Source organism: Advenella mimigardefordensis DPN7 (genome assembly GCF_000521505.1).
Classification (GTDB): Bacteria; Pseudomonadota; Gammaproteobacteria; order Burkholderiales; family Burkholderiaceae_B; genus Advenella; species Advenella mimigardefordensis.
Map to the genome: position 1 here is coordinate 84,713 of NZ_CP003915.1, position 19,222 is coordinate 103,934.

Consider the following 19,222-nt stretch of genomic DNA (forward strand, 5'->3'; position numbering starts at 1 on the left):
CCACTCCACAGCAAATAACAGCGCTATGGCCGCTGTTGCCCGAATATAGCCGTTCAGCACATGCCTGGCCCGCCAGCGGGCAGCGGCTGCTGGCGCCACTGGCATTCCGGGTATTGAACCAGGATGCGGCGCTCAGTGTGGCACCTGTCGCCGCCGATGAACCATTGCCGTCGGGCAGTGTTAGCCTGGCGTTGAGCGATCATGGTGAGCAATTGTATGTCCAAGGCCATTGGTTAAACGAGTTGTGCGGGCTTGCCGGACTGGCCGGTCCGGCCAACGCCGACTGGTCGCAGGTCTCGCCAGCGCAGCGGCAGTTTGTTGTGGGGTGGTTGCTGGATGATCTGTTCAGCAGGCTGGAGACGTTGCTGGATCGTGAACTGGCTCCGTCCGAAAGCGGTGGTCTCAGTTCCTCTGGTGACTGGCGCCGTTTTGAATTGGGACGTATGGCCAGTACGGCTGCAGCGCCGCCGGTTATGTGGCTGGATCTGCCGCAAATCGTGGCGGCTCGCCTGGAGCGTGCATTGCTGCACAAGGCCGATGCGTTCTGGCTGCAGGTGCCGTTTACAGCCAGTTTGCAGGCCGGCCATCAGACATTGCGGCTGAAGCAACTGGCGTCGCTGGCGCCTGGCGACATTGTGCTGTTAAACCGGCCCCTGCAGGATCTGCAATTGGTGGTGTCGTCATGCCTGCTGGCGGACGTGCGCACCGATGCAAAGGGCGATGTCCTGGTTAGCGCCTGGTACTTAGACGAAAGAAGAGAGAGATCTGTGGAATCCATTCATACTCAGGAAGACGTCGACGAAGTCGATGTGCTCGACAATTTGACGGTGCAGCTCGTATGCGAAGTGGGCCGCCAGTCCATGACGCTGGCAGAACTCAAAACGCTGCAGCCTGGTTCGGTCCTGTCGATGGAGCGCGGCGCTCAGCAGGCTGTGGATTTGCTCATAAATGGTGCCAGGGTCGGGCAGGGCGAACTGGTCCGGCTGGACGACGCCCTGGGCGTCCGAATTATTCGCCTGGCTAAATCGCATGGGTGAGCATCAGTCCAACCTGGCCCTGATCATTCTGCTGGTGGCAACGGTCGGCCTGATTCCTCTGGCCATCGTTACCATGACTGGTTTTCTGAAAATTGCGGTTGTGCTATTTTTGATTCGCAATGCGCTGGGTGTGCAGCAGACCCCGCCGAATCTGGTGCTTTACGGTATTGCGCTGATTCTGGCGACCTATGTGACTGCGCCGCTGATCGGTGAAATTGGCTATCAGTTTCAGAATACCCCCGTCCAGTTGAATTCAGTCGAGGATTTGAAAGATATTTCGGAACGGGTGCGTGTTCCTTTGCAGGCTCATCTGGCCAAGTACGCCACCATGGAGGAGCGCGAGTTCTTTTTGAGTGCCACAGAAGGTCTGTGGTCCGAGCAGGCGCGGCAGAATCTGCGCAATGACGATCTGGTGGTGCTGGTGCCTGCCTTTGTCGGCTCGGAACTGGCGCGTGCATTCGAAATCGGCTTTCTGCTTTACATTCCGTTTCTGATCATCGACCTGATTGTGTCCAATCTGCTGATGGCAATGGGCATGATGATGGTATCACCCACGCTGATATCCGTGCCGCTGAAGATTTTCCTGTTTGTTGTGGTCGACGGTTGGTCGAGATTGATGCATGGACTGATCTCAAGCTATGGAGGAGGATAACGATTGGATAAGGCGCTGATTGTTTCCCTGGTGCAAAAAGCACTGATGGTTGTACTGATGTTGTCGGCTCCAGCGCTGATTATCGCGATTGTCATCGGCCTGGGGGTTGGCCTGTTGCAGGCGTTAACGCAGATACAGGATCAGACGCTGCCGCAGGCAGTCAAACTGGTCGCCGTTCTGTGTTTGCTGATTTTTGTTCTGCCTATGCTTGCCGGGCAGGTTTCAAGCCTGGCCGACCAGGTGCTTGCAGGCTTTCCCATATGGACACGCTAGGCAATGTTCCTGTTTCTGCGTGGCTGACCAACTGGTTTGAAATTGCCTATCCGGTTATTACGGCAGTGTCTCTGGCCATGTCGCGCTGCCTGGGGATGGTGCTTATTTCTCCGGTCTTCAATCGCCTGGGGATGACCGGGTTGCTGCGCTCGGCAATGGCGCTGGTCTTTGCATTGCCCGCCGTGCCCATGCTGCTGCCCATGATCATGACCGATGCCCCGCAGTTCTCGGTCCAGTTCGTGGGTATGCTGATTGTTGAGCTGTTGATTGGGATGGTGATTGGCGCCATCTACGGCATTCCTGTATGGGCGGCTGAGGCAGCGGGTGAGATGATTGATCTGCAGCGCGGCTCCACCATGTCGCAATTGCTGGACCCGCTGTCGGCCACCGAATCCAGTGTCACGGCGACGCTATTCAGTATTGTGATTCTGGCGCTGTTTTTTCTTTCCGGCGGATTATCAGTGCTGTTAAAGGGCGTGTATGAAAGCTATGCGGTCTGGCCGGTAGGGAAACTGTATCCGATGTTCCAGGATGGCATGGGTACGGTCTTGCTCAGCCTGCTTGACCGTACCATGGAGCTGGCCGTGCGCATGGTTGCGCCCCTCATGGTTGCGATTCTGGTGGTTGACCTGCTTCTGGCCTATTTATCACGCATGGCGCCCAGTCTTCATGTATTCGATCTGTCCATGCCGGTCAAAAATATGCTCTTTGCAATTCTGATCGTGCTGTATGTGTCGTTTCTGCTGTCTGACATGCAGGGTGCATTGCTTAATCCCTTTGATCTGAGCGATTGGGTCGATGCCACCGCAGAGTAGGACTAGCGTGGCAGTGAGGAGTGTCTGATGAGTGACAAAAGCAGCGAGGAGAAGTCACAACCGGCGTCGGAAAAGAAGCTGCGGGACTCACGCAAGAAAGGGCAGGTAGCCAAAAGCCAGGACATGATTACGGCGCTGGTGGTGCTGGCCTGTGTCGCCTATCTGAGCTATTTTGCGGGCGATGTCTCGGCGCGCGTGCTGGCGCTGTTTCAGCAGGTCGCCGATGCGCTGGCCTCAAGGAATATGGTATTCACCGAGACCTGGCCGACCCTGCTGGGCGCGGCGCTGGATCTGCTGATGCGCACAACATTCCCGCTATTGCTGGTGATCGTACTGGTGGTAATCCTGGGTAATATGATTATTCAGAAGGGCTTTTTGTTTTCGGTGGACCCGGTCAAGCCCGACTTCAATCGCCTGAATCCGGCAGAAGGGTTCAAGCGCTTATTCAGTGCGCGCAATCTCGTTGAGTTTTTGAAAGCGGTTTTTAAAGTGGCAGCCCTTGCCGCTGCATTTGTGTTCGTCTATCGGGCGAGCCTGCCGCTACTATTTGGTGCACCGGCCTGTGGTGTGGATTGTATTTTTGAATCATTCAAAGTGCTGTTCGTGCCGATTACATTAACCGCTGTGCTGGCCTTCTTCATTTCCGGATTGGTTGATCTGCTGCTGCAGCGTTGGCTGTTTGCTCGGGAGATGCGCATGTCACATAGTGAGTTGAAGCGCGAACGTAAAGATATTGATGGGTCTCCCGAGATCCGCAAGGAGCGCAACCGCCAGAGAAGGGCATCACAGGTGGCCAGTTCGGCAAGGGGGGCGCATATGGCGAGTGTGATTGTGGGCGGGCCGGGGAACTGGATTGTGGGGCTGCGCTATCGACGCGGAGAAACCAAGGTGCCGGTAATTGTTCATGTGGTGCAACCGGGTTCGTCGGAAGAGGCTTGGTTTGCGCAACAGCGAGAGACCACTCCGCTCATTCATGACCCCGGACTGGCCGCAGACATCGCACGTCGTGCCCGCGTTGGTGACGCGTTGCCTGATGCATTCTTCGAGCGTGTCGCACGGATCCTGGTTAAGGAAGGACTGATCTGATTAATGACAGTCGTGATAAAAAGCCACGTGATTTTGTAACGAGTTGAAAGTTTAATAAGTCTGTCACCTCGGCATCGGAAAATAAACTGCTCTTTTATGAGTTGGGCCTTTCCTTTTCCGGGTCGGGCCCGCAAGTATCAATTTAATTTTTCAGGAGTTGATTATGAGTGATGTTAGCCAAGTGAGTGGCGGCGGTGGCGCCGAAGATTCAATCGCAAAAATGGAAGCGGCTTTTGATCGCGCCATTGAACTGTCTGCCAAAGTGACAGAAATCACGACAGAGAAAAAGGCAGAACTTGACGCTTCCAAACAGCGTCCACAAAACTAATAGATGCCTTCCGGGTCAGGGTTTGCGCCCTGACCTTTTTTGGCTGGCTGTTTCTATCGCAGCCGGTATTGAAAAAATATTAACTTTATGTCAGTCGTCATTGAACAGGAGCGCGAGACGCCCAGGCTGTATATTCTGAGCGGCGTTCATCAGGGCGGAGTTGCTCCGCTTGGCTCACATGCCCGCTATCTGATCGGCGCCAGCACAGATGGCGACATTGTCCTGCGTGATCAGGATATTGCTGCGCATCATGTCACGCTGGAACTGGATGCAGACAAGGTCCGACTGACCTCACACGCCGATCAGGTCAACATTGAGCGCCGACCGCTGCTTGCGCCGGGTGAAACATACGAACATCGCCTGCCATTCACGTTCTCGGTGGGCTCGGTGCGCATGCGCGTGGCGGGTGCAACGCACCAGGAAAAACCAGCTGCCGGTCTGGCCGCCGTGGGCTCCAGGGCGATGCTTCCGGTCCTGGCCGTGTTGCTTGGCTCCCTGCTGTTCGCGCTTTTGTATATTCCGGGAATGGCGAGCGAAACCACGTATCGGCCGGATGTCGGTATAGATCGACGCGCGACGCCCAGGGTTGCGATAGACGTCGTACGCGAGCAACTGAAAACAAAACTGATCGAAGCCGGGCTGGGCAATCTTGAGGTTGATGCCGTTGCCGGGCAGTTCAATGTGGTCGGCGAGGTATCTGAGCAGGCACGCAAGCAATGGCATGATATCCAGGTATGGTTTGATCGCACGTATGGCGCCAGCTATCAACTCAGATCGAATCTGACGCTGGCGCAGGCGCCTGAACTGTTTATCAAGGCGATCTGGCTGGGCGAGGCACCTTACATTGTCGCCGATAGCGGCGAACGTCGTTATCAGGGGGCCGTTGTGGCAAATGGCTGGGTGCTTGAAAAAATCGGGCTGCATGAACTTGTCCTGGCCAGGAACGGCCGGCAGCATGTACTTCGCTATTGAGGAGCGGTCGTAACCGTGCGAATCAACCGGGCTGATATTGATCTGTGGCGTGCACGTGAGCTGCAGGGCACACATCGCGTAAACGAGGCGCAACCTTCATCGGTTCCGGAGCGTCGCTTTGATGTGCGTAGCGGCAAACCAATGACCGACCGACGGCGTCGCGTGGGCAATGTGGATGCGCTGGATGCAACGCCGCCATTAAATTCATTGCTGGAGGAAACCTCCGGTAATGTCGCTATTTTGCGCCATCTGATCGAACAGGTGCTGCCCACGCTCCCCATGTCCGACGATGTCCGGCAATGCGCAAGTGCACTATTTATCGAGGACATGGAGCATCACCGCCGGGTCCTGGAGGCACACTCGGGGGAAGATAAGGAAATGGAACTTGACGGAAAACTGGAATAGTTTGAGTGTAGAGTGGCTTTGCCGGCGAGCCGCTCTGCTATCCGATAATGGCTATGTTCATCGTGGCCTGGTTTATCAGCTGGTGGCTTATCACATGGAACCGCTGGATAAGCGTGTTCAACGCGGACTGGCAAAAATGTTTGTGCTTGCCGGCGATGGCGCGCGCGCACTTGAAATGATAAAAAAGCTGGAGCAGGACGAGCAGGAGGCTGAGGAACTTTCCCTTTCGCTGCTGCGTGCCAGCGCCCACCTGCTGTTGGGCCAGACCGAACAGACTGCCAGGATACTGGCACAGCATCTTGATGCAACAGGAGATGCCGGATGAAGGCGCAACTGAATCGCTTTGCGAGCGCCGCTGCCCGGCGCAGCGACATGATTGTCGCTTCGTTCATTTTGATTGCAGTCGTGATGATGGTGATTCCGTTCCCGACCTATCTGGTAGACATGATGGTGGGATTCAATATTTCCTTCGCGGTCCTGATCCTGATCGTGGCATTCTATAGTGCACGAGCAGTGGATTTTTCGGTTCTGCCGCCGGTTATTCTGCTGAGTACGCTGTTTCGCCTGTCGCTCTCCATTACCACCACACGTCTCATTTTGCGTGATGCGGATGCGGGCGCGATTATTGCTGCCTTTGGTGATTATGTGATCGCCGGCGATGTGGTGGTGGGTATCGTCATCTTTCTGATTATTACCATCGCGCAATTTATTGTAATTACCAAAGGCGCGGAACGCGTGGCCGAAGTAGGTGCACGCTTTACGCTGGATGCCATGCCGGGTAAACAAATGAGTATCGATACGGATTTGCGCAACGGCGATATTGATCAGGCCCTGGCCAAAGAACGCAGAAAAAATCTGGAACGTGAAAGCCAGCTTTTCGGTGCCATGGACGGGGCCATGAAGTTTGTCAAGGGTGATGCCATCGCATCGCTCGTGATTCTTTGCGTCAATTTATTCGGTGGTCTGGTGATCGGTACCTTGCGGCACGGGATGTCATTTTCTGACGCCATGAATACCTATTCCCTGCTGACTGTCGGTGATGGGTTGATTGCACAGCTGCCGGCGCTGATGACAGCGGTTGCAGCGGGGATTGTGGTAACACGCGTCAATTCTGATCGTGATATTGATCTGGGTGCTGAAATCATCGAGCAGTTGGGGGCAAACACCAAAGTACTGGTGCTATGCTCCGCGATTCTGTTTCTGATGGCACTGGTACCGGGCTTTCCCGCCTATGTATTCGTCGGTTTGTCGCTTCTGACGGGGACCTCAGCTTATTTCGCCAACGCCAGACAACGTGCCCGGAAAATCGAGGCCGAGCGCGAACAGCAGGAGCACAGCGGTGACGCTGCTGCGGTTGGGCAGGAGCCGGTTGCCGCCTCACAGAGCGCAGCGGACTGGACCGAGCCGTCTACTGCGCGATTGCAGCTGTGGGTGAGTCCGGCAACGGCCGCAACCCTGCAATTGACTGCGCTGCAGATGTCCCTTGCGCAGGCCAGTGCCTGGGCGGAGCAGGCACTGGGCGTGCCTTTCCCCTCTCTCGGCTTTAAACAGGATTCACAACTGGCCGAGCAATTGTTCAGCATCTGCATTGATGGCGTTCCGGTGTCGGGCGGTACATTGCATCCGCAATGCGTGTTTCTGACGGGCGATCTTGCCGTGGTCAGCATGCTGAATATTGAAACGCCGGATACCCTGACGTTTGATGGCAGAAAAGCCGTCTGGGTAAGCGAGCGCCACGCAGCGGATCTGGAGCGACTGGGCGCCCGCGGTCTGTCTCGCGAACAGGTTCTTGGCGAATATATGCGCGTGGTCCAGATAAAACACGCCCCCGAATTTTTTGGCGTACAGGAAACCCGTCAGTTGTTAAGTGAGATGGAACAGAGCCATCCTGAGCTGGTCCGTCAGGCCTTGCAGGCCGTGCCCTTGCAGCGTCTGGTGGAAATCCTGAGGCGCCTGCTGGAGGAAAGGGTTTGCATCAGTAATCTGCGGTCAGTGCTGGAGACACTGGTGCAAATCGGTGACGGAACGTCGGTGCCGGTACTGGTCGAGAATGTGCGGGTTGCCCTTGCCAGACATATTTGCCATCAATATGCGAATGAACACCGAACGATCGGCGCTTATGTGTTTTCGGTTGAACTGGAGCAGGAGATCCGCAGGGAACTGAGCTCATCCGATGCGCGGACCCTGGCGCTGTCTTCTGATTTGAGCCGCAAACTGATCAGCGGATTGCAATTGGCCATGCGCGACGCAAGCACAGTGGCTCAGCCGGTATTGATGGTTGCTGCGGATATGCGCCGTTATATACGACAGTATCTGGTTCGGCATGGCACGACGATACCGGTCATGGCTTATACCGAACTGGCGCCTGGCTATGTCTCTCACCCGGTCGCGATACTGCGGGGGGATGGCACACCTGAAATACCTGCAACCGAGTCGTCAGAAGCCGGACAGGAACAAAAAGTGGCGGCCTGATCTGTACGAACAATGAAGAAGCAAAAAATTACGCATGCAATATGCAACGAGAGTGTCACTATGCAAAGTAAAAAAAATACCAACTGTGCGTCTGTCAGCCATCAGATGGCGTGCAGCGTGAGTCGCTCAGTACGGGCGGGCTTGCTGCGGTTGGGGCTTGTCATGGGTGCCATGTGCCTGATGCTGGTCAGTCCTGTCACCTGGGCGCTGGAAGAACAGCTGACGATGTCGGTTGGCAAGGGCGATGGTCAGGTCATCCATTTCAAACGTGAAGTTAAGTCGCTGGTGGTTGCCGATGAAAAAATTGCCGATGTACAAATGATCAACAGTCGCACCGCCTATTTGTTTGGCAAGGCAATTGGCGGTACACGCATTACCGCACTGGATGCCAATGATACTGCCTTCATGGACGCGCAGGTGATCGTGGGAACGGGGGTACGTGGTGGTAATGTGCAGGAACAGGCTACGGGCAAGCGTGTTGTGGCGCGCGGTCAGGTGAGAAATCTTGAGCAGGCAGTGCAGCAGGGGACGCAACTTTCGGGGCATGACGGTAACGGCGTGCAATCGGTGAATATGATGACCCAGGCGAATTTGCCGCAGATCAATTTGCGCGTGCGCTTTGCCGAAGTTTCCAGGCAGGAGTTGCTGAGCTACGGCGTAAACTGGAGTGCGCTGTTCAACTCCGGCAACTTTGCCTTCGGTCTGGTCACGGGTGGTTCGCTGACACCGGCAGCAGGGGCCACCAATGTGATCTCGGGCGGGTTCAGGTCGGGGGGTGCCAGTATTGATATGCTGCTTGATGCCTTGCAAAGTAACGGCGTGCTTGAAATCCTGGCCGAACCTAATATTACGACTGTAACCGGCCGCTCCGCCAGCTTTCTGGCAGGCGGAGAAATTCCTGTGCCGGTTCCGGTGAATCGCGATATGGTTGGCATTGAATACAAATCCTATGGCGTGTCTCTGGTCTTTACCCCCACGCTCTTGCCCAATGACCGGATCTCGCTGCAGGTCCGTCCCGAAGTGAGCACACTGGCCAGTTCGGGGCTGGTCGAAATCGCGGGTACGACCGTGCCCTCGTTCAGTGTGCGCAGGGCCGACACGCAAGTGGAGGTCGGCAGCGGACAGACCTTTGCGATTGCCGGTTTGTTTCAGCGCGGCAATGCAACCGATATCGATAAGCTGCCCATATTGGGCGATATCCCCATTCTGGGGCAGTTGTTCCAGTCCAGACGCTTTCAGCGCAATGAGACCGAACTGGTTATCCTGATTACGCCGTATCTGGTCAAGCCTGTCTCGGGCAAGGCCAGCGCGACGCCGCTGGATTCGGCCCGTGAAAATCCGGCCAGATTGCTGATGGGTGGGCCGGCTGGTTTGAAGAATTCGTCGAATTTTGGTTTCTATGTTTACTAGGAAGAGGGGTATGATGTCTGGAGCGATGCGCAGTGTCATGGTGGTATGTCTGCTTGGCACGCTATACGGATGTACCTCTATGAGCGAGTCGGGATACAGTTCCCGCATGCTTCCCGTCACGACGCCGGGTGCTGTGGGATATGGCTTTATACCGCAGGCCTGTCTGGCCGACGATACGCCGGGCAGCGAAGCGCGCCTGCCTCCCGGATGTGCGAACGAGCTGAATCTGGCTGCGATGACGGTGAATAAAGAGGATTTGCATCGTGGCCAGGAAATGGGTCCGGCCATGGTTGCGCCAGCGGTGATCGCGGTCGAGCGCTATCTGGGTGTAAGATCAGATGAAGAGCAGGTGAGGCAAGACGAATTGAAACGCGAATCGCGGACAGCCGATTAGGCGTGTGCGCCCTGTCGCGTGGCGAAGGTGGGGATCAGCCCGATGGCCGACGCGCGCCTGGCTGGATCGCCAATATCGCGGATGCGCCGGGCCTGACCAAGCAGACTGCGGCGTTCCTTCCTAGGCATGCCCTGTAGCAGTTGTTCCGCCTGCTGATCTTCATTGGCCAGCACCAGAATCAATACCTGGCGCCGCGCATGATGCGGTTCCGCAAGAGGTGATGCCATGACATTTGCCATTTTCTGGATGGCGTTGGGGAAATCGTTATCCAGGGCATAGGCCAGCGCCTGGTTTGATTTTATTTCCAGATTATCTTTATCCAGTGCTTCTGCTGTGTTGAATGCTTCGTGGGCATGTGCAAAATTGCCTGTTAGCGTCGCAGTGATGCCAAGCAGATTGAAAGCGGCGTATGTGTTCAGTTTTGGCGCAGCATCCGAGATCAATGCATAGGCGCGTTCCGTATTGCCTTCCAGCAACGCAGCATAACCCAGGCCCAGCACGGCTTCCGGATCACCGTCACGCAGGCGATACACTTTGCGGAATGTTTCGGAAGCCGCTTTGGGATCGCCGTTACGCAGGTAAGCCTGACCCAGCCCAAGCAGCATATCGGGATTGCCCGGCATTGATACCACAGCCCGCTCGTACAGCGTGACAGCAGATGCAGTATCGCCGCGTCGTGACAGGTCTTCTGTCAGGCGTGTCAGACGGGCTTCTTCGGCAGATAGTTTGGGGTGGCTGGCACATCCGCTCAACACCGAAAGGGTCAGAGAGACGAGCAACGCATGCCGGAATAAATACATTATGTGTAATATTTGAGCGGAATCAGCCCGACATTAAAACATCTTTATATGACGAACTTGTGGCAGTGATGTTGCGCCCAGCAGGCACCATTGCACAACCATAATAATTGCAGTTGTGTTTAGTACTGATATCAGTTCTGTGGACGCTGCTTAGTCGAGTCCAGGCTGGCTTTCAGATCGGTTGTAATTTCAGTCACTTTGGAAGAGAGCTGGATCGCACGATCGAACGCGTCCTGCATAGAGGCGATTGAATCGACTGTCGTACCGTTCAGGCCGCCATCGGCTGCCCATTCGAAGTTCCAGAAACCAGACAGGCCGTCAGCACCGGCCACATCATGGGTTTCAATCGCAGTGAATACGTCGGGATGACGCTGCATATAGGCAGCAGCGGCCGAGACATCGGCCGGCACGTCGCCCGCACTGTTATTGGCCAGCTTGGCCAGTTCGTCTGAATTGATGGCAGACTTGCCTTTGCCTTTCAGATAATCGGCCAGAATCTGGCTGGATTTCGAAATGTTGAGCTTTTGCTCGAATGCCAGGGCCGACGATTCCTGGGCATATGATGTGTTGCCTACTGCCTGAACGGGGGTTGTCACGACGATTTCTCCTTGAAATTGAATAACACCGGGGGCGTATCAAGAATGTTGACCCCGGTTGTGCTGCGGTTAGCAGCGGGTTCAGTACAGCTGGTTGCCTCCGGGGTAGCCATCAGACATGGCAGTCCCGTTGTCCAGCTGATTCATATAAAAATTTACTTTTTCAACATAGTTCCTGGTACCGAAACCAGAGGTGGAAATGCCCGGATCGGCAGGGTCCACAGAGAGCGGTCCGGAGTTGTAGGCGCGCAGAGCAAGATCCCAGCTGCCGAACTGATCATGGTTTTGCTTGAGATAAAGCGCACCGGCCATGATATTGTTGCGGGGGTCTGATGCATCGCCTGTCAGCAACTGCGGGTGCTGCTCTTTCAATGCTGCGAACGTGTCCGGATTAAGTTGCATGAGACCGGTATCGGTCAGGCCGTTTTCACCGTTAGTTGAACCGGCACCGGCAATCCCTTTGGATTCGTCCCAGATGACTGCGGCCAGCAGGTTCGGTGGTACGCCGGTGGCCTCGGACGCGGCAAGAATGTCGTCGCGATAGGGAAGCAGCGCGTCGTTCAGGCTTTGGCTCAGTTGATCAGAGCCTGAAGGTGTGTCTGGCGTGTCGTGGATTTCTGCCCGGCTCTGCGTGGCTTGCGATTTGTCCGCAGGAAATTTTTCCCAGTCGCCCGCTTCCTGGTCTACCGGTAGCGGCTGGCCGTCCTGAGAGGCAGCGCCATTGCCCGCATCAGGAACCTGCAGGCCCATGGCATCCATGGTGATGCGAGCCAGGTTCAGCTCGGCCTCGAAGTGGGCACGCGTAGCCGGATCGGTGGCGGCGTTAAGCCGCTCTGTTCGGTCTGCATAGAAACCTTCCCAACTGCCGATTTGTGGTGTGACTGTCATTTCCTGGATTCTCCCGGTATTTTGCGCAACCCGGCGCGATGGCATCAGATACGGAATTCAGGATAATTGTAGACAGCAAATTGTTACATGCGAATGTCACCATGCCATACGATTGTCATGAATATTTCATTTGTAATTGATATCACAGTTGTCATTATTATTTCATAAAAAGAAGGTCAAATATTTGCGTGTTCAATGTACATTATCCTGCAGATTGGAGGTTGTTACCATGTCAAAGATTACCGCGCCCAACAATAATGCCGCCGAGAATGCGGGAGGCGGGTCGAGCGCCAGTGAAAACAACTGGAACAATGCCGTTTTCATCTCCAATAAGCAAACAAATAATAAATCACTGAGTGATGAGGAAAAAGAAAAGCGTTCGGATGAATACGCCCAGAAAATTCTGGACAATTACGATGACATCAATACCGAGGGCAAATACATTACGTTAGATGAAATAAAAAATTACAAAAAATCGCATTCAGATCTGGACCCCAAGCTAAACGATGCGCTGGACTTCTGGTCGCAGGATGATGCGTTCAAACGCCTGGATACGTCCAAGCATGGCGGCGATACGGATGGCGACGTAAGCAAGAATGATCTGAAGGCCTGGATTAAGGACGATTCGGCTGGTGAGATGTCTTCAGATCTGTTTTCAGCGAAGGAAACAAAGCGCGATGAAGACAAAGTCCGCAAGGATGCCGAAAACGTAGGTATCAATTGGGAACGCCCTGATGACGACAAGAGAACGGCCGAAGAAATCATTGACGACAGTCCCCTGCTGAAAAATCTTGGCAACCAAAGTGATGTTAAGGATAAGCTGAAAGAGCGGGTGGGAGATTACGAGAAAGGTAGTGCCGACGAACGGGCGAACGCCGCGTATCGTGCTGCCCAGGTGCTGGATCATGTGGTTTCGTTTGACGAAAACGGCAAACGACTGGCAGGCAAAGAGGTTACCAACGACAGTATTGACGGCTTCACCAGCAGTGGCGAAGCAAAACATGGCACCGAGGCCGGCCGCTTACAGGATTTTGGGAAATACGGATTCACCAGTCTGAATGGCAAGCTGCAGAACGATTCGAAACCGGTACAGGACGATAAGGACGTTCGCGAACAGGCGGAGAAGCTCGGCATCAAATGGGAACGGCCAGAAGGTGATGATCGTTCCGCGCAGGACATAATCGACGACAGTCCTTTGCTCAAAAAACTGGGTAATCAGAGCGGTGTGAAGGATATGTTGAAAGAACGTGTGGGCGACTTTGATAAGGACGCCAATGCCGCCTATCGTGCCGCCCAGGTGCTTGATCATATTGAAAAATTTGATAAGAACGGCGACCGCCAGGTTGGCGGGGACGTTGGTAATCAGACGATCAACGGATTCACCAATAGCGGTGAGGCCAAACCCGATACCGAAGCGGCCCGCCTGCAGGATTTTGGCAAGGAAGGATTTTCTGCACTGAAAGGCAAGCTCGATGATTTCAAGGGTGCCGGGACGGACAAAGAAGAACGCAAGAAAGCCGAAGACCTTGGCATCAAATGGGAGCGTCCTGAGGATGATAAACGTTCGGCCAAAGAAATCGTGGAAGGCGACCCTCTGCTTCAGGAACTGGGCAATCACAGTGGCGTAGGTGACTTGTTGAAGGAGCGGGTGGGTGACTATACCAAAGATGCAGACGCCGCCTATCGTGCTTCGCAGATTCTGCGCCATGTTGAGCAGTTCGACAGCAATGGCAAGGAAATCACCGGCGACAGCGTTGGCAACGGGGAAATCAATGGATTTACCAGCTCCCGTGAAGCCAAGCCCGATACCGAGGCCGGACGACTACAGGACTTCGGCAAATATGGCTTCTCTGCATTGAAAGGTAATCTTGAGGATGTATCCGCCATCTCCGGCAACGCCGACGATATCAAGAGCTATAAGGATTACCTGAAAGCCAACCCGGATGCGGATGAGGGTTCAAAGCAGGTAGCGAAGTACGCAGCCATTCTTGAAAGCAATTATGACAAAATACGGGAAAAGGCGGGGTCTGGAAAATATCTGGATGCTGATGCGATCAAGCGCTATGTTGATAACACAAAAGACCTGAGCGACGAGGCCAAGGATGCCCTGAATTTCTGGTCCCAGCCAGGTGCATTCGAGATGATCGACAACTCCAAGCATTCTCTGGCGCAGCGCCCCGATGGCGATCTGTCAAAGGGCGATGTGCAAACCTGGCTTTCCAAATCGGCGCCCAAAGACGCAACGTCGCTGATGACGTTTCTGTCTGAGTCGGCCGGGCGTGGCGCGTTTGCAGACATCGACACCAGCAAGATAGGAAAAGATGTTTTTGAAAATCCGGACAAGTACTCCAGCGAAGAAAAGGCGGCCGTGCTTCAGGAATTGCAGCAGGCGCAGCAACTGATGGTTGACGGTGCGTCTGCGGGCATGTGGAAGGATGATTATTCAAAGGTTTCCATCGCTAACCGTTCCAGGACCCATCCGGATAAGGATAAGGTATTCGACGATCTGAACGCGCATATCAAGATTCTGCAGGATGACAAGGAAGTTACCAAAGTACTCAGTGAAAAAACCGCCGGCGCGCTCACGGAACTCGTCGGTGACAACGGCGGGCTCAAGAAAGCCCTGCAGGATACATACGATAAGGAAATCAAGACCGGCAAGGCACTGGATGCCTCGTGGGATGCCAATATGAAGGACGGTTCGGTTGAGCAGCAGGCTGTTCTTGCCGAGTTTGTCGGAACGGCGCAATCGTACCAGAACGTATTGGGTATTGAAAAAGCGGAAGACATTCAGGGGGCGGTGAAGGACTCGGAGCACTATGGCCAATTCAAGGATTTCTATGAGAAGTCCCTGGTCTCAGGCGATCGCCTGAACGATCTGCTCAAGGACAATTCATTTGATAAGGCGGCCAGCGTCTTCAATATGGAGGTAGCGTTATACAACTCGGCGCTGGATCCGGAGTTTACTGGAAAATTCGACGACAAGCTGAACGACAACTTTTCAAATATTGCCCAGGAGAATGTGTTCAAGGACGCTTCCTTTGATGACATAAAAGAAGTGTTCGGCGTCGACGGCGGCGATAAACTCGACGAAGAAAAGGTCAAGGATTATATCGAGCAGATCAGCAAGGAAAACCCTGAGCTTTTCCTTAATGAAAACGGCACCGTAGCAACACCGGATCAGGTGTTGACAGGCTTCAGAGGTAGTTGGGACTTCTTCCGCCAGGGAACAAAGACCCTTGATAAAACCGGCAAACTGGAAGACCTTGATCCGAACAAAGGCGCCAAAGGGGCCTACGACAAAGGTGTATTGCATGGTGTGAGTGGCCTGTTTATGGCGGGAATTACCATTGCCAGGGGCATAGGCACCAATGGCAAGCCAACCGAAAAAGATATTGTCAACATTACCGGCGGTTCGATCCAGACGGCAACCGTGCTGACCGAAGGCGGTATGAAGGGGTACCAGCAATATCTGAACAAGGCCATCAAGAATGGCGAAGACGCGATCAAGAGTGGAAACATCACCTTCCAGGAACTGGAAGACAAGATCAAGAATAATGTCAAAGACATGAAAGGCTATAAGAGCCTGGCGAAAAACTTTGAAGAAGGCGCCAAGGGTCTGGGCGGTATGGCTGGGGCTGTGCTGGGTGCATATGGCATTTTCGATGGGGTCAAGTCCATCCGAAATGGCGACAAGGTGGCCGGCGGGCTGAGCATTACTTCGGGTTCTGTTGGCGCCATGGCAGGCCTGGCCTCTATGGTTGAAGGTGCATGGGGATTAGGCAACGCGTTGCTACCGAACCTGATCAGCAAGGTGCCGAACATGGTGCCGGTCCTGGCCGGCGCGATGGGTTGGGCAGCGGCCGGCATCGGTGTGCTGGTGTCACTCCTGCCGGGGCTGATTGAGGAAGGCAAGCATCAGAAGCGTTCAGATGACTTCGGGGAGCTGTTGGGCACTTATTTGACCAAATACGAAATTGATGGTGTTACGGACGGTGGCTTCCGGGATATTCCGGATGAAGAATGGCCTGGTTACGAAGATGGTCCGACCATTGGCTCGTGAGCTTGCCGTGTGAGCATGCAGTAATTGCGGCTGTACGTGCTGGAGTTTAGTCCAGACGTACACCGCTGCAGTGGATCGTTATGATCGGCAAGCATGCACGATTCCTTCATCCGGTATCAGATTAAATTCATTCAATACACCCCATACCCCGCAGCGTTGCCGTTACGGCTTCATCCCATGGCGTATGTGGTTCGGTGCCCAGCATCTCTTGCAGACGACGGCCATCCAGGTGCACCGGCTGGGTCCATAAATAGCGCATTTCCCGTAGCTCCCGCAGTGTCGGAACCAAAGGCGACAGCACTGCGGTGAGCCACCAGGGGAAGGCAGAGATCGTCGGATTCATGCCATGCTGGCGGGCGATGTGGCTGATGGTCGACGTCATCCGGGTGCCATCCGCGTCCCAATGACCCTGCATATGAAAGCGTGCGAAGGGTTCCAGCGTGTCGCGCCGCTCAATCAAGGCCGCCATTGTATGCGCCACGTCCGGCAGGTAGGCCCATTGGTGGCCAATGCCCGCTTTCCCGGGTTGCAGTATCTTTTTCAGAGGGCGTGCCGGCTTAACCAGTGCCTGTGATAACCAGTTGTTGCCTGCCTGCGGTCCGAAAAAATCACCCGCACGTACGATGATTGCACGGGCGCCAGATAAGGTAGCCTTGCGCAGGCGCTGCTCCATTTGCACGCGGATCTGACCCTTGCGGGTGTGTGGATGCTGGGGCGCTTCTTCTGCGACCAGCGGAAAAACATCGGGCCCATAGTTGTAGACGGTGCCCGGTAGAATGATCGTGGCCTTTTCAGCGATGGCGGCGGCAATGGTATTGTCCATCATCGGCAATACACGCTGGGCCCAATGTCGATAGCCTGGCGGGTTGACTGCATGAACGATCACCTGGCACCCCTGCGCGGCCTGGATGATGTCCTCCCGGTGCATGGCGTCCCCGCGCAGCCACGTCCATGCCGTCGCGCTGTTCGGTGGGAGCGCTCAGGCCGCGGCGCAGGGCTCGTACCTGCCAGCCGGTGTCGCGCAGCTGGCGGGCGACTTCGCCGCCGATGCCGCCGCTGGCACCCAGTACAAGGGCGCGTTGCGTTGATGATGAGGTGGATTCCATGAAAATTCCTGTTTTCCGAGACAATGTCGATATGGTCGTCGATATCCGGGTGTTTGAGAATTGCTGATCATCATCTATTCGCTATACAATTTTGTATGGCTGAAATGATCGGATGGGAACACTATCGCACCTTGCTTGCCGTTCTGAGGGAGGGCTCGCTGTCGGGTGCCGCACGCGCGCTGGGCATGACTCAGCCGACTGTCGGGCGGCACGTCTCCCTGCTGGAAGCGGCGTTTGGGCAGAAGCTGTTTACCCGGACGCAGGCCGGCCTGCAGCCTACCGAAGCCGCGCTCTCTCTGCAGGGTTATGCCCAGACGATGCATGACACGGCGGCCGCGCTTGAGCGCGAAGCATCCGGACACGGACATCACATACAAGGTGTCGTACGAATCTCGGCCAGTGAGATCATCGGTGTCGAGGTTCTGCCTGAAGCCCTGGTGCAGCTACGCCAGACCTATCCGTTGCTGAAGATCGAACTGGTCCCAACCAACCGGCTACAGGATCTGCTGCAGCGTGAGGTTGATATTGCCTTGCGGATGACGCCTCCCCGTCAGCAGGCGTTGGTCGCACGCAGGGTGGGTGCAATTGAGATTGGCCTGTTTGCCCGCGCTGATTATCTGGCACGACACGGTACCCCGGTCACGCCTGAAGAATTGAGCCGTCATGTTCTGATTGGTTTCGATCAGGATACGCCTTTCCTGCGCGCGGCCCGGACACAGTTTCCGTTCTGGCGACGCGAGGTGTTCGCGTTGCGCAGTGACAGTGATCTGGCGCAACTTGCCATGGTGCGTGCCGGTGCGGGTATCGGCGTGTGCCAGACAGCGCTTGCCCGGCGTGACTCAGCTCTGGTGCGGGTCTTGCCCGACATCTTTGCTTTCCCTCTGGAGACATGGGTCACGATGCATGGCGATCTGCGTGGCAGCCGGCGCTGCAAGGTGGTTTTCGATGCGCTGGTCGCCTTTCTGGAGGCGTATGCACAGGGTCGCGACAGTCACGCGTAAAAAAGCGCAGTCAGGTAATCGCCCAGGCCTGCTTTCGTATCGCCTGCGTCAAATGATCAATAAACGAGGACACCCGGGCGGCCAGCGCCGTTTGCCGATAGTACACAGCCTGTATCGGGCGCGTATCGCCGGTATTTTGCTGCGCCAGTACTTCTACCAGATTGCCACTGGCCAGATCCTGGACGGTCATGAAGTCTGCAAGGCAAACAATACCGTGGCCGGATAATGACAATTGTCTTAATACTTCGCCGCTGCTGGCCGCGATATCGGGTTCAATGTAAAGGGTTTCACCGTCTTCGTTGTGCAGTGGCCAACTGTTGATGCTGTCGCGTGTAAAGCCCAACAGGGTGTGCTGCCTGAGGTCTGCCGCTGACGACGGCGTGCCGTGCTCAAGAAGGTACTGAGGCGAGGCCAGCATGCGTATTCGTGACCGGCAAATCAGGCGACTGTTCAGGCTGGAGTCCTTCATCTCGCCAATGCGCAAGGCGAGATCAACGCGAGACTCCAGCAGATCCACAAAATCTTCATTGCTGGTCAGGGTCAGGTCGACCAGGGGGTAGTGCTTGCGGTAATCGGCCAGCAGCGGGATCAGGGTATGCAAAACAAATGGCGTCGCGGCATCGACACGCAAGGGGCCGGAGGGCTGGCCCTGACGAAGCAATACCCGTTCCTGTGCAGACTCAATCGAATTAATAATTCCGCGGGCATCTTTCAGGAAACTGCAGCCTTCGTCTGTTAAATCCAGCCGTCTGGTGGTTCTGCGCAGCAATGTCGTTTGTAATTTTTCTTCCAGGCGGGCAAGAAAGCGGCTGGTGGTAGAGACCGGCTGGCTGAGTCGTTGAGAGGCTGCGCTCAATGAGCCAGCATCAACCACAGCCAGGAAAACTTCTATTTCGCGCAGGGTAATGCTGGATTTTTCCATTT

Annotated in this window: 18 protein-coding genes and 1 pseudogene; 14 read left to right on the forward strand and 5 right to left on the reverse strand. The window is 55.2% G+C overall.

Annotation, left to right across the window (positions count from 1 at the left end; translation table 11 throughout):
- Positions 1-35 precede the first annotated feature (35 nt).
- The 12 genes from sctQ (at position 36) to MIM_RS21915 (ending at position 9,844) form a co-directional block, all read left to right on the forward strand.
- Complete coding sequence (gene sctQ / locus MIM_RS21910) at positions 36-1,037, forward strand: type III secretion system cytoplasmic ring protein SctQ (protein ID WP_025370774.1); 1,002 nt, start codon at positions 36-38, stop codon at positions 1,035-1,037.
- Positions 1,030-1,689 (forward strand): type III secretion system export apparatus subunit SctR, encoded by a 660-nt coding sequence (gene sctR, locus MIM_RS00405; RefSeq protein ID WP_025370775.1) that lies wholly within the window; start codon positions 1,030-1,032, stop codon positions 1,687-1,689. Before sctQ ends, sctR begins: the two co-directional genes overlap by 8 nt.
- A 3-nt stretch (positions 1,690-1,692) precedes the next feature.
- Positions 1,693-1,962 (forward strand): EscS/YscS/HrcS family type III secretion system export apparatus protein, encoded by a 270-nt coding sequence (locus tag MIM_RS00410; RefSeq protein ID WP_025370776.1) that lies wholly within the window; start codon positions 1,693-1,695, stop codon positions 1,960-1,962.
- Positions 1,950-2,777, forward strand: a complete 828-nt coding sequence (gene sctT, locus MIM_RS00415) for a type III secretion system export apparatus subunit SctT (RefSeq protein ID WP_025370777.1) — start codon at positions 1,950-1,952, stop codon at positions 2,775-2,777. The genes MIM_RS00410 and sctT overlap by 13 nt, the downstream gene beginning before the upstream one ends.
- A 27-nt stretch (positions 2,778-2,804) precedes the next feature.
- Positions 2,805-3,863, forward strand: coding sequence for an EscU/YscU/HrcU family type III secretion system export apparatus switch protein (locus tag MIM_RS00420; protein WP_025370778.1), 1,059 nt, complete (start codon positions 2,805-2,807; stop codon positions 3,861-3,863).
- 163 nt (positions 3,864-4,026) lie between these two features.
- Complete coding sequence (locus tag MIM_RS23295) at positions 4,027-4,191, forward strand: hypothetical protein (RefSeq protein WP_169733354.1); 165 nt, start codon at positions 4,027-4,029, stop codon at positions 4,189-4,191.
- Between the two features lie 87 nt (positions 4,192-4,278).
- Positions 4,279-5,163 (forward strand): SctD/MshK family protein, encoded by an 885-nt coding sequence (locus MIM_RS00425; RefSeq protein ID WP_025370779.1) that lies wholly within the window; start codon positions 4,279-4,281, stop codon positions 5,161-5,163.
- Between the two features lie 15 nt (positions 5,164-5,178).
- Positions 5,179-5,568, forward strand: coding sequence for a hypothetical protein (locus MIM_RS00430; protein WP_025370780.1), 390 nt, complete (start codon positions 5,179-5,181; stop codon positions 5,566-5,568).
- Positions 5,549-5,893, forward strand: coding sequence for a hypothetical protein (locus MIM_RS00435; protein WP_025370781.1), 345 nt, complete (start codon positions 5,549-5,551; stop codon positions 5,891-5,893). Before MIM_RS00430 ends, MIM_RS00435 begins: the two co-directional genes overlap by 20 nt.
- Entirely contained in the window at positions 5,890-8,040 is a 2,151-nt protein-coding gene (sctV, locus tag MIM_RS00440; protein ID WP_025370782.1) for a type III secretion system export apparatus subunit SctV, read from the forward strand. The genes MIM_RS00435 and sctV overlap by 4 nt, the downstream gene beginning before the upstream one ends.
- Before the next feature lie 60 nt (positions 8,041-8,100).
- Positions 8,101-9,450, forward strand: a complete 1,350-nt coding sequence (locus MIM_RS00445; RefSeq protein WP_222836907.1) for a type II and III secretion system protein family protein — start codon at positions 8,101-8,103, stop codon at positions 9,448-9,450.
- A gap of 10 nt (positions 9,451-9,460) precedes the next feature.
- A complete protein-coding gene (locus MIM_RS21915) occupies positions 9,461-9,844 on the forward strand; it encodes a hypothetical protein (RefSeq protein ID WP_052342255.1) in 384 nt (127 codons plus the stop codon).
- Here MIM_RS21915 and MIM_RS00455 read toward each other — a convergent pair.
- From MIM_RS00455 to MIM_RS21920, 3 genes are all read right to left on the reverse strand, one after another.
- Positions 9,841-10,623, reverse strand: coding sequence for a tetratricopeptide repeat protein (locus MIM_RS00455; RefSeq protein ID WP_158318680.1), 783 nt, complete (start codon positions 10,621-10,623; stop codon positions 9,841-9,843). The two genes, MIM_RS21915 and MIM_RS00455, sit on opposite strands and share 4 nt — an antisense overlap.
- A 152-nt stretch (positions 10,624-10,775) precedes the next feature.
- Entirely contained in the window at positions 10,776-11,240 is a 465-nt protein-coding gene (locus MIM_RS00460) for a hypothetical protein (protein ID WP_025370786.1), read from the reverse strand.
- An 81-nt stretch (positions 11,241-11,321) separates the two neighbouring features.
- On the reverse strand, positions 11,322-12,128 hold the full coding sequence (locus MIM_RS21920) for a transglycosylase SLT domain-containing protein (protein WP_025370787.1): 807 nt from the start codon (positions 12,126-12,128) through the stop codon (positions 11,322-11,324).
- Between the two features lie 229 nt (positions 12,129-12,357).
- Between MIM_RS21920 and MIM_RS00470 the strand changes: the two genes are divergently transcribed.
- On the forward strand, positions 12,358-16,191 hold the full coding sequence (locus MIM_RS00470) for a type III effector HrpK domain-containing protein (protein WP_222836908.1): 3,834 nt from the start codon (positions 12,358-12,360) through the stop codon (positions 16,189-16,191).
- 127 nt (positions 16,192-16,318) lie between these two features.
- Here MIM_RS00470 and MIM_RS00475 read toward each other — a convergent pair.
- Positions 16,319-17,297: pseudogene (locus MIM_RS00475) on the reverse strand (NAD-dependent epimerase/dehydratase family protein).
- Between the two features lie 95 nt (positions 17,298-17,392).
- Between MIM_RS00475 and MIM_RS00480 the strand changes: the two are divergent.
- Positions 17,393-18,298 (forward strand): LysR family transcriptional regulator, encoded by a 906-nt coding sequence (locus MIM_RS00480; RefSeq protein WP_025370789.1) that lies wholly within the window; start codon positions 17,393-17,395, stop codon positions 18,296-18,298.
- Between the two features lie 10 nt (positions 18,299-18,308).
- On the opposite strand, the gene MIM_RS00485 is transcribed toward MIM_RS00480, so the two are convergent.
- Positions 18,309-19,220 carry a LysR substrate-binding domain-containing protein gene (locus MIM_RS00485; RefSeq protein ID WP_042070741.1) on the reverse strand — a complete coding sequence of 304 codons (912 nt, stop codon included), beginning with the start codon at positions 19,218-19,220 and terminating at the stop codon, positions 18,309-18,311.
- Between the last annotated feature and the right edge of the window lie 2 nt (positions 19,221-19,222).

What these genes read in the sequence shown, in the direction of transcription:
- sctR (WP_025370775.1), top strand. Translation starts at nt 1,030, where the DNA reads ATGGGTGAGCATCAGTCCAACCTGGCCCTGATCATTCTGCTGGTGGCA.
- sctT (WP_025370777.1), top strand. Translation starts at nt 1,950, where the DNA reads ATGGACACGCTAGGCAATGTTCCTGTTTCTGCGTGGCTGACCAACTGG.
- MIM_RS00420 (WP_025370778.1), top strand. Translation starts at nt 2,805, where the DNA reads ATGAGTGACAAAAGCAGCGAGGAGAAGTCACAACCGGCGTCGGAAAAG.
- MIM_RS23295 (WP_169733354.1), top strand. Translation starts at nt 4,027, where the DNA reads ATGAGTGATGTTAGCCAAGTGAGTGGCGGCGGTGGCGCCGAAGATTCA.
- MIM_RS00425 (WP_025370779.1), top strand. Translation starts at nt 4,279, where the DNA reads ATGTCAGTCGTCATTGAACAGGAGCGCGAGACGCCCAGGCTGTATATT.
- sctV (WP_025370782.1), top strand. Translation starts at nt 5,890, where the DNA reads ATGAAGGCGCAACTGAATCGCTTTGCGAGCGCCGCTGCCCGGCGCAGC.
- MIM_RS00445 (WP_222836907.1), top strand. Translation starts at nt 8,101, where the DNA reads ATGCAAAGTAAAAAAAATACCAACTGTGCGTCTGTCAGCCATCAGATG.
- MIM_RS21915 (WP_052342255.1), top strand. Translation starts at nt 9,461, where the DNA reads ATGATGTCTGGAGCGATGCGCAGTGTCATGGTGGTATGTCTGCTTGGC.
- MIM_RS21920 (WP_025370787.1), bottom strand. Translation starts at nt 12,128, where the DNA reads ATGACAGTCACACCACAAATCGGCAGTTGGGAAGGTTTCTATGCAGAC.
- MIM_RS00470 (WP_222836908.1), top strand. Translation starts at nt 12,358, where the DNA reads ATGTCAAAGATTACCGCGCCCAACAATAATGCCGCCGAGAATGCGGGA.
- MIM_RS00480 (WP_025370789.1), top strand. Translation starts at nt 17,393, where the DNA reads ATGGCTGAAATGATCGGATGGGAACACTATCGCACCTTGCTTGCCGTT.
- MIM_RS00485 (WP_042070741.1), bottom strand. Translation starts at nt 19,220, where the DNA reads ATGGAAAAATCCAGCATTACCCTGCGCGAAATAGAAGTTTTCCTGGCT.